The sequence below is a fragment of the Streptomyces flavofungini genome (assembly GCF_041028215.1).
GTDB classification, from domain to species: domain Bacteria; phylum Actinomycetota; class Actinomycetes; order Streptomycetales; family Streptomycetaceae; genus Streptomyces; species Streptomyces flavofungini_B.
In genome coordinates this window covers 1-5,963 of record NZ_JASKYR010000533.1, presented here as the reverse complement: position 1 = coordinate 5,963, position 5,963 = coordinate 1, and the positions used below count along the sequence as shown (strand labels likewise).

The window sequence follows — 5,963 nt, the reverse complement described above, 5'->3', positions numbered from 1 at the left end:
GTCATCGGGGGGCTCCCGGGTGATGGAGGGGCAGGCTCGCGGTGAGGGCGGCGGCGCCGAGCACCGCCGCGTCGTGTCCGAACCGGGGCGGTTCGGGGGTGAGGCCGGTCAGCGGCGGCATCAGTTCGGCGGTGAAGGCGGCGGCCAGGGCGTCCGCGTAGAGCGGGCCGACGCGGGGGACGCCGCCGCCGACGACGACCCGGTCGGGGCCGAGCGCGTTGGCGAGCCCGCCGAGGGCCTGTCCGGCCGCCGCCGCTCCGGTGGTGATGGCGCGGACGGCGTCCGCGTCCCCCTCGGCGGCTCGTGCGGCGACGGTTTCGAGCCGGTCGGCCGTGGTGCCGGAGAGCCGCCGGTAGTGGGCGGTGATCGCGGGCCCGGACGCGATGACCTCCAGATGGCCGGTGGCGCCGCAGGTGCAGGGCAGTCCGGCCGCGTACGGGCTCGGCAGGTGTCCGAGGTGACCCGCGATGCCCGCGGCGCCGTGCAGCATCCGTCCGTCGACGGCGACGGCTCCTCCGACGCCGGTCCCGATCGCGGCGAACAGCAGCGATGCGTGCTCGGCGGCGAGCGCGGCGAGCTCCGGTCCCGCCGTCGCGCGTACGTCGTTGTCGCACGCCACCGGCAGTCCGGTGCGCTCGGCGAGACCGGCGGCCAGGGCGGTGCCCGCCCAGCCCCGGATGGAGTCGGTGGCGCTGGTGACCGTGCCGGTGCGCGGGTCGATGACGCCCGCCGCCGCGACGCCGAGCGCGGTGGCGGCGCGGCCGGGGTCGACCTCCGCGGCGGCCGCCGCCAGTTGGCCGAGGACGGCGTCGGCGCCGTCGCGGGCCGGGGTGGGACGGGTGTGCCGGGCGAGGACGGTGCCGTCAGGACCGACCAGCGCGGCGGCGATCTTCGTACCGCCGAGGTCGAGGCCTATGCGGGCGGTCCCGTCGCGCCGGGGCACGGTGCTCATCGGACCGGCGGCAGACCGGCCGCGCTCAGCCGCTCGGCGACGCCTGCGACGGAGTCGGCGGAGAGCTGGATCTGCGGGAAGGCGGTGTCGCCGCACTCGATGACGCCGAGCAGGCGCAGCGCCGCCTTGAACGAGCCGAGGGCGGAGGAGCTGCGGCCCATGTCGGCCTCCGGACCCACGTCGACCATGGTGAAGAGGCCGACGAGGCGCTCCTGTTCCTTGGCGGCGAGCGTCCAGTCACCGGCGCGCGCGGCCTCGTACAGGCGCACGTACCCGGCCGGGTCGACGTTGCCGATACCGGGGACGACGCCGTCGGCTCCGGCGAGGAGGGCCGCGTCGACGGTGAGTTCGGAGCCGGTGAGCACGCTGAACGCGGGGGCCGGGCCCTGGGTGCGGCCCCCGCGGCCGCCGAGTTCGACGAGGAGGCGGCGCAGACCGCCCTCGTCCCCGCTGCTGTCCTTGAGCCCGGCCAGGGTGCCGTCCTCGGCGAGGGCGCGGACCAGGGCGGGGTCGAGCTTGCTGTGGACGGCGACCGGGATGTCGTAGGCGAACAGCGGCAGGTCGACGCTGGCGCGCAGCCTGCGGAAGTGTCCGGCGATCTCGGCGGGGTGGGTGCGGGTGTAGAAGGGCGCCGTCGCGACGAGGGCGTCCGCGCCCAGGTCAGCGGCGGCCCTGGCGTGCTCGACGACGCGTGCGGTCGTCGTGTCGATCACTCCGGCGAGGACGGGCACCCGGCCCGCGGCGGTGTCGACGACGGTCTTGAGCGCCGTGGCCCGCTGTGCGTCGGTGAGGTAGGCGACCTCGCTGGTGGAGCCGAGGGCGAAGAGCCCGTGCACTCCTCCGGCGATGAGGTGCTCGACGAGCCGGGCGAGGGAGGCGGTGTCGATGTCCCCCCGGTGGTCGAGCGGGGTGCAGACGGGCGGGACGACGCCGCGCAGCGGTGCGGACAGAGACATGGTGAGGATCTCCAGCTCAGGTGGGAACAGCGGTCCGCTCGCTCGGTGCGGCGACACGGACCCGACATGGGACGTAAGATGTCCTACGTCTCGCTCACCATAAACAGATGCTCCTGCCACCGGTCAAGGGGCGACGTGCGGTTCAGGAGGAAGTTGTGACGCGCCCGACCACGGCCCAGGACACCCAGCGCCTGCTCAAGGAGCTGATCCTGGAGCGCAGACTGGCACCGGGCGACCCGCTGCCCACCGAGACCGAGCTGATGGAGCTCTTCGGGGTGGGCCGGGTCTCGGTGCGCGAGGCCCTCAAGGCGCTCCAGGCCGTCAACGTCGTCGAGATCCGCCGGGGCCACGGCACCTTCGTCGGCTCACTGTCGCTCGCCCCCTTCGCCGAGGGCCTGGCCTTCCGCGCCGCCGTCCGGCACGGCCGGGGCGAGCCCGGCCTGCTGGAGCTGATGAAGGTGCGCGAGGCGCTGGAGACCGGTCTCGTCGGGGCGGTCGCCGCCGGGGTCCCCGCCGAGGATCTCGGCGTGCTGCGCGCCCTCGTCACCGAGATGCAGAGCGAGGCGGCCGTCGGGCGCGTGGCCCGCGCCACCGACCGCGCCTTCCACCTCGCGCTCTACGCCGCGCTCGACAGCCACCTGCTCAGCGAGGTTCTCGACGCCTTCTGGGCCGCGATGGACCGGGTGCGCGAGGACCTCGACGACGGCCATCAGGACGCGGAGGTCACCTGCGCGCAGCACCGCGAGATCGTCGACGCGGTCGCCGCCGGGGACGGCGACCGGGCGGTGCGCGCCATGCGGACGCACTTCGACGGCATCCGATCCCGCCTCGAAGCCGGAGTCACGGGGTGACGGCCACCGTCACGCCGCCCCGCTCCCGCGCGCCCCGCGTACGGCGGGTGTCAGTGACTCATCGCCGTGCCGCTGGGCGGAGCCACAGGTCAGCCCCGCTCGGCGTCCCTGGCGCGCGCCTCGGAGATCCGGCGCCGCACCGGAGCGTAGTGCTCGCCGAGCGACTTCATGAAGGCCGCGACGTCACCGGCGCGCGCGGCGTCCACGATGTTCTGGTGGGCGGTGATCGTCTCCGCCTCGTCGGCGTGGGTGAATCCGTCGAGGTGCGGGGCGACGATGGCGTACACGTCCCAGAAGGCCATGGAGAGCTGCTCGATCAGCTCATTGCCGAGCGGTTCCACGAGCAGCGCGTGGAAGGCCCGGTCGGCCTCGACGAAGCCGCCCGCCTCCCCCGCACCCTGGTCGCGCATGTCCGCCACATGGCGTTCCAGCGCGTCGAGCTGGTCGGAGCTGAGCCGTGTGACGATCCGGTCGGCCATGCCGCGCTCGACCAGTTCACGCACGTCCACGAGGTCGGCGAGGACCTGGAAGTCGTCGCCCGGCGAGAGGAGACCCCGGAAGGTCAGGCTCTCCACCAGGGCGGACAGGCTGAGGCGGCCGACATAGGTGCCGTGGCCGTGGCGCACCTCGACGATGTCCAGGGCGTTGAGGATCTTGACGGCCTCGCGAACGCTGGAACGGCTGGCGCCCAGCGCCTCGCACAGGGCCGTCTCGGTGGGCAGCGGGTCCCCCGGGTGCAGGCGCTCCTCAAGGATGTAGCGCTTGATGCCCTCGACGACCTCCTGCCGGAGCAACTGCCGGGCGGGCTTCGCACCGGGCGCACCGGACCTGGCTGAACTCGCCACCTCTTGACCCCTCTCGCTCGTCGGGCTACTTTCGCACGCTATCAATCCATCAGACATCTGACGTCTCATGCTGGAACGGGATGCGCCTCGTGTGCAGCGCGTCCGCGACGTCGGCGAGGTAAGCGGCGAATGAAGGCTCCTGGCCCGGGTCGGGCAGCTCGGCCTCGGCGTAACCGCCGAGTTGGCCGTAGCCCGCTCCGGGAGTGCAGTCGACGAACACTCCGTACAGTCCGTCCGGGTCCGACGCGATGAACGGCAGATAGCGCTGCCCCGGTTCGTCCACGCGCTCGCACCCGGCGGGCCCGTCGGACCAGGTGGCCAGATGCGCCAGCGGCCCGATCCCGCCGTCGGGCAGGAAGTAGCCGCTCGGCTCGCGCTCGGGGTCCCGCTGGTCGGCCGGGATCGGCAGCGGCCCGTCCCAGACAGGCCAGTCGAAGTCGGACGCCGGGCCAGTGCCGTTGTGCAGCGCGTAGAACGCCCTGACGTCGGCGGGGATCAGTAGGTCCAGTTCCTTTTCCACCGCCCGGATCTCCGACTCCGTGGCGGGCGGCGGGAGGCGCCGGTGGCTGCGGGGCACGTGCTCGGCGAGCCACGCCTCGATGCGGCGCCAGGAGCTGAGGGCCTGCTCCACACGTATGTGATCATCCGTCATGGGGCGACCCTAGCGGCCGTGTCGTGCTCCGCACCTGGCGATCACCCGCGCCATGGCCCCATCATCGAAGCGTGCCTTGGAGCAGAGTCAGGCAGGAGCCCGTCGATGCTGCCCGTGCCGTCGACATCGCCGTCAGGGAACTGCTGAGCGCCGCCCGCGAAGCGGCACCCGCACAGGGCTCGGTCGACGACAAGCTGCACACCGCCTACAACAAGCTGGCCCCGCTGGCGGGAAGGGCGCCGCTCACCACGCCGAGAGATCCGACGCACCTGGCCCGCGTGTGCAGGCGACTGGCTTTTCACATCCGGTCGGGCGCCTGGCGGGTCGAGCGGTTTCCCGGGGCCGGGCCGCCGGACGAAGGCGCGGTGGGCGCGCAGCCGCCGGACGGGGACGACCGGCGGCTCGCGCACTTCGAGTTGCGGGCGGTCGGCGTGCCACCGGGCAGTGCCGCCGGTACGCTGCTCGATCTCGTCGTCGACGCGTCCGTGCCCGCCCCGGTGCCCGGTCTGCGCTCCTTCATCGCCGAAGCCGCGGAAGGGATCAGGGCGGGCAGGGAGGTCCGCCTCCGGTCGCTGTGCGAGGAAGCGGAGGGTCTTCCGCCGCCACCCGCGCCGGGTCCGGGGCGGCCGGGCGGGCCCCGGCCGCCCGATATGTTCCGGTAGCCGGGTGCCGGGTGGCCGGGCAGCCGTGGTCGGTCCCGCGACCGGCACGGGTGGGGCGGCGGCTCGCGTGCGGCGTCAGTCGCGGTCCACGTGCTCGCGGAGGACCTTCTTGTCGGTCGCGTCGATGTCGTAGGTCGTCTTGTTCCAGTCGTCGGTCGTCACGACGTCGACGGACCACATCGGCCCGCCCTTGTCGGTGTCGTCGAGTTCGACGGAGCTGACGGTGCCCTTCTTCTTGTCCGTGGCCACCTTCGCGGCCTGCGGCGCGGTCACCGTGGCCTGCTTCAGCCAGTCCGCGAGCTCGCGCTTGTCGTCGGCGTCCTGGTCGTCCTTGGCCCGGTTCTGGCCGGTCTTGCCGGTGACCGCGTCCACCCGGACGGTGTGTTCGGTGCCGTCGTCCGTGGCGACCTCGGCGTGCCACATGGGCATGTCCGGCGGGCCCTTGAGCTCGATCGAGACGGGCTTCGACTTCGGCACGGCGGCCACGGCGGTGCGCAGCGCCTCGTCGTAGCCGACCTTGGCCTTCGGGATCAGGTCCTTGCGCTCGGCCTGGTCATCGGTGAGGTTGCGGTCGCTCGCGGAGACGGAGGCCGAGGGGGTCTCGGCGGCCTCACCGGCGCCGGTGCTCGTGCCGCTGTCCTTGTCGTCGCCGCCGCAGCCGGTGAGCAGGGCGCCCGCCACCGCGACGGCGCACAGCACACCCGCGCCACGCGTGAGGGCCGGGCTCCGGCGCCGCCGTACAGCATTGCTCTGTTTCGTTACCATATGGGCACGTTAAGCGACATGTGGCCCCAGGGCCCGGAACCTCGCCCTTGGCCCGGCGGGGCGGGTCAAGCCGACCGTCGCCGCGTCACCCGCCCCGGTGCACCTGCCGCGCGGCACGCTCGTCCGGAGTCCGGCCTGCGGGAAGGTGACCCCATGTGCCGCCGGATCGTCACCCTCACCCTCATCGCCCTTCTCAGCACCGCCGGGTGCACCAGCGTGACCCCCGAGCGGCCACCGGCAGGCGGGGCCCAGCGTCCGCTCGGGGGTCACGCTGGTGCAC

General features: G+C 73.6%; 7 protein-coding genes. 2 read left to right on the top strand and 5 right to left on the bottom strand.

Going from position 1 to position 5,963, the window contains the following annotated elements; translation table 11 throughout:
• Nucleotide 1: 1 nt before the first annotated feature.
• Together AB8Z36_RS28960 and AB8Z36_RS28955 are read right to left on the bottom strand one after the other, a co-directional pair.
• Nucleotides 2–952: an ROK family protein gene (locus tag AB8Z36_RS28960; RefSeq protein ID WP_369216344.1), complete on the bottom strand. Its 951-nt coding sequence runs from the start codon at nucleotides 950–952 to the stop codon at nucleotides 2–4.
• Entirely contained in the window at nucleotides 949–1,908 is a 960-nt protein-coding gene (locus AB8Z36_RS28955; protein ID WP_369216343.1) for a dihydrodipicolinate synthase family protein, read from the bottom strand. Before AB8Z36_RS28955 ends, AB8Z36_RS28960 begins: the two co-directional genes overlap by 4 nt.
• Nucleotides 1,909–2,063: 155 nt before the next feature.
• Between AB8Z36_RS28955 and AB8Z36_RS28950 the strand changes: the two genes are divergently transcribed.
• Complete coding sequence (locus tag AB8Z36_RS28950) at nucleotides 2,064–2,759, top strand: FadR/GntR family transcriptional regulator (RefSeq protein ID WP_369216342.1); 696 nt, start codon at nucleotides 2,064–2,066, stop codon at nucleotides 2,757–2,759.
• 89 nt (nucleotides 2,760–2,848) lie between these two features.
• Here AB8Z36_RS28950 and AB8Z36_RS28945 read toward each other — a convergent pair whose 3' ends face one another.
• Both AB8Z36_RS28945 and AB8Z36_RS28940 read right to left on the bottom strand, forming a co-directional pair.
• On the bottom strand, nucleotides 2,849–3,604 hold the full coding sequence (locus AB8Z36_RS28945; protein WP_369216341.1) for a FadR/GntR family transcriptional regulator: 756 nt from the start codon (nucleotides 3,602–3,604) through the stop codon (nucleotides 2,849–2,851).
• A 49-nt stretch (nucleotides 3,605–3,653) separates the two neighbouring features.
• On the bottom strand, nucleotides 3,654–4,256 hold the full coding sequence (locus AB8Z36_RS28940; protein ID WP_369216340.1) for an SMI1/KNR4 family protein: 603 nt from the start codon (nucleotides 4,254–4,256) through the stop codon (nucleotides 3,654–3,656).
• Nucleotides 4,257–4,327: 71 nt separating this feature from the next.
• Between AB8Z36_RS28940 and AB8Z36_RS28935 the strand changes: the two genes are divergently transcribed.
• The gene (locus tag AB8Z36_RS28935; protein WP_369216339.1) at nucleotides 4,328–4,918 is read left to right on the top strand and encodes a hypothetical protein; all 591 of its coding nucleotides are present in this window, start codon (nucleotides 4,328–4,330) and stop codon (nucleotides 4,916–4,918) included.
• Between the two features lie 75 nt (nucleotides 4,919–4,993).
• Here AB8Z36_RS28935 and AB8Z36_RS28930 read toward each other — a convergent pair whose 3' ends face one another.
• The gene (locus AB8Z36_RS28930) at nucleotides 4,994–5,683 is read right to left on the bottom strand and encodes a PepSY domain-containing protein (RefSeq protein WP_369216338.1); all 690 of its coding nucleotides are present in this window, start codon (nucleotides 5,681–5,683) and stop codon (nucleotides 4,994–4,996) included.
• Between the last annotated feature and the right edge of the window lie 280 nt (nucleotides 5,684–5,963).

Bases quoted from the DNA above. Each gene is read 5' to 3' on its own strand.
- AB8Z36_RS28960 (WP_369216344.1), bottom strand. From the start codon at position 952: ATGAGCACCGTGCCCCGGCGCGACGGGACCGCCCGCATAGGCCTCGAC.
- AB8Z36_RS28955 (WP_369216343.1), bottom strand. From the start codon at position 1,908: ATGTCTCTGTCCGCACCGCTGCGCGGCGTCGTCCCGCCCGTCTGCACC.
- AB8Z36_RS28940 (WP_369216340.1), bottom strand. From the start codon at position 4,256: ATGACGGATGATCACATACGTGTGGAGCAGGCCCTCAGCTCCTGGCGC.
- AB8Z36_RS28930 (WP_369216338.1), bottom strand. From the start codon at position 5,683: ATGGTAACGAAACAGAGCAATGCTGTACGGCGGCGCCGGAGCCCGGCC.